Origin of the sequence: Dickeya chrysanthemi NCPPB 402 (assembly GCF_000406105.1) — a bacterium.
Taxonomy (GTDB): Bacteria; Pseudomonadota; Gammaproteobacteria; order Enterobacterales; family Enterobacteriaceae; genus Dickeya; species Dickeya chrysanthemi.
On sequence record NZ_CM001974.1, the window covers coordinates 2520421 to 2523426 of the forward strand.

Genomic DNA, 3006 nt, shown 5'->3' on the forward strand with positions numbered 1-3006 from the left:
GCTGTTGCCCACCACGCCCGCCGCCAGACCGCCCGCTATCGTCGACAGCGTACTCAGCAGTTGCCTCTGGTCTTCATTCAGTTCGTCCGCTTTCTTCCCAGGGTACAGCCCCTCCATCAGCGCCCGCGCCGCCAGCTCGCCGCCCGCTTCACCCGCCGCACCCGCCAGCGCATTGTTCCCGCCCGCCTGCGCCACCACCGCACCCAGCAACGCGTGCGCCAGCGTGTTCGCCATCACGTTCGTGTTGCCCGCCGCATCCGTCGTCTGACGGTGGATTTCCTCCGCCACATACGGCGCCGCCGCCCCCGTCACCGCCTGCGCCACATTCCCCGCCAGCACACCCTGCAGCGCCGCCACCGCCGCCTGGATACCCTGACGTACCGGTCCCCCCGTCCGATACACCGAGTCGTTCAGCGACGCATTGTAGTACTCCTGGTACAGCGCCTGCGTCACCGCCTCCTGCGTTACCGCCTTGCCCGGCGAGGCCTTCGCCAGCTCGTCCGCCTTCGCCTGCCGCGCTTCCGCCGGCGTCTCCGCCAGCCGCGCATTCGCCGCCTTCGTCGCCGCTATCGCCCCTTCCGTCGAGGCGATATCCAGCACCTGCGTCCCGATGTCCGACAGCAGTTGTGCCTGCCGCAGCCGGCTCTCCACCTTCTCCTTGTCGAATATCGGGTTCAGCGCCCCGCTGTTGGCCCCCGCCGTATCCCGGCTCAGCCCCTCCACGTCCTGCTGCTGTCCGGCCCTGTCACGGATAATCAGCGTGCCGTCGCTCACCGCCGCATAGGTCGTCCCCGACGACGCGCCGCTCTGGTTCGCCCCCGCCAGCATCAGCCCGCCGACGTTGCTCAGCACCTGCAGCCCCACCGGCGCACTGGTGCTGAACCCGCCCCCGGTGTGTGACGCGCTGTACTCCGCCCGGTTGTCGATGTTGCTGAAGCCCAGCGTGCCCGTCTCCAGCCGGCTCCTGTCCGCACCCGCCGTCGACGCTATCGCCCCGCCGTCCAGTTGCGTGTGGCTGCCGACGTGGATGTCGTACCCGCCGGTGCCCGCAAACAGCCCGCTCTGCTCCTGCACGCTGTCGAAGTTGCTGTGCACCTTGTCACGGCTGAAGCTGAAGCTCGCCCCGCCGCCGCCGCCGTAAATCGGTATCGTCACCCCGGCGCTGACACTCTGCTGTTTGCTGTCGTAGCGGTCGCTGTCCTGCTCGCTGCGCACCAGCAGGTCACGCCCCACCCGGGCGGTTATCGTCTCCGCGCTGACCTGCGCCCCCTGCAGCGTGGTGTCGCGGCCGCTGCCCAGCACCGCCGTCCGGCCCGCCTCCAGCAGCGATTCGGTGTGCGTCAGTCCGTCGCCGCGCAGGTTGCCCTTCGCCGCATTGACACTGGCGCTGACGCTCAGCCCGAAACTGCCCGAGGCGCTGACGCCGATACTGACCCCGATACTGCCGCCCCGGCTCTGGTTGCTGCCCTCGGTGTGCTGCGTGTTCGCCCCCGACAGCAGCCGGATATCCTGCGTGGCCGCCAGCGTCAGGTCCTGACCGGCTTTCAGCTGGCTGCCCACCACCGTGATATCGCCATCGGTCGCCCGAATACGCAGGTTGTCACCCGCGGTCACGCTGCTGCCGGACACCGTCTCCTGCGTCTGGCGCTGCTCGGAGCGGGACGACTGGCTGCCGTACGAAATGCTCACCCCGACCGCCTGCGGCTGCTCGCCCTCCTCACCGCTGCCCGCCGCCGTCTTCGCGCCGGCCGCCTCACGCTGCGCCATCGCCAGCCGGGTGGCCTGCGCCCCCTGTCCGGCGCTCAATGCCGCTTTCACCCCGGCCAGGCTCTTTAACCGGCTGTCGCTCTCGCGGCTCACCGCCTGCACGGTTTCCACCATGCTGTTCAGCGCGCCGCCCACGCTACCGCTCAGCGCAATCGTCAGACCGCTCTGCTTCTGCTCCAGTGTCTGGGTGGTGCGACGCACATCGTGCCCCGGCGTCACCGTCACGTTACGCCCGCTCAGGTCGATGTCCCGCGCCGCAATCACATCGGTGCCCGTCAGGCTCACATCCTGCCCGGCCCGCAGACTCACCGACCCGCCGGTGCTCCCCAGCGTGCTCACGCTCTGGCTCTGCGTCGTCCCCGCCGACTCCAGCGTCTGGCGCAGCGACGTGCTGCCCACAGTAAACCCTATCCCGCCCCCGCTGAACAGCCCGCTCTTCTTGCGGCTCTGCTCCTCGTAGCTGCGGTAATTCTCCACGCTCGCCGCCGTGGTGATGTCACGCCCCGCCGTCAGCGCCACCCCGCCGTCCGCCGCCACCGACGAACCCCGCACCCCGATGTCCTGCCCCGCCGTCAGCGCCACGCTGCCCGCCGACAGCAGCGTCCCCTTCTCCGTCGTCTGCGCCGTCTCCCGCACCGTGTGCGTCACGGTTGTCGAGAAGGTCTTCTTCTTCACCGTGGTTTCTTCAAAGAAGTCATGCCGGCTTTCCGTCGCCGACAGCAGGCTCAGGTCGCGCCCCGCCTGTGCCGTCAGCACGCCCCGCGTCTCCGCCTGCGCCCCCTGCAGCGTCAGGTCCTGCCCCGCCCGCAGGCTCAGCCCTTCCCCCGCGTTCAGCCCCGTCCCCTGCTGCGTCACCGTCTGCTGCCAGTCCAGATGCCGGCTCCACGCGTTCGAGCCGAACTGCTCCTCGCGGGCCGACAGCAGGCTCAGGTCCCGCCCCGCCGACAGCGCCAGCGTCCCCGCCGCGCTCAGCTGCGCCGCCGTGCCGCTCAGGTCGCGCCCGGCGCTCAGGCTCAGGTCGCCCCCGCCGGCCACCGTGCTCCGCACCAGCCCCTGACTACGCCGCTCGGTGGTGGCCCCGCCGCCCTCGCGCACCGTGTCCGTCAGCGTGGTCAGCGCATTCAGCTGGATATCGTTGCCCGCCGCCAGCGCCAGCGGCCCGCCCGCGCTCAGCTGCGCCCCGTTCAGCACGATGTCGTGCCCCGCCTGCAGCGTCAGCCCGTTCTGGGCGGTTATCAG

General features: G+C 70.4%; 1 protein-coding gene. It reads right to left on the bottom strand.

Annotation, left to right across the window (positions count from 1 at the left end; genetic code table 11):
• Positions 1-3006 (bottom strand): hemagglutinin repeat-containing protein (locus DCH402_RS23095; protein WP_233276275.1); only part of this gene is annotated, 3006 nt, incomplete at both ends.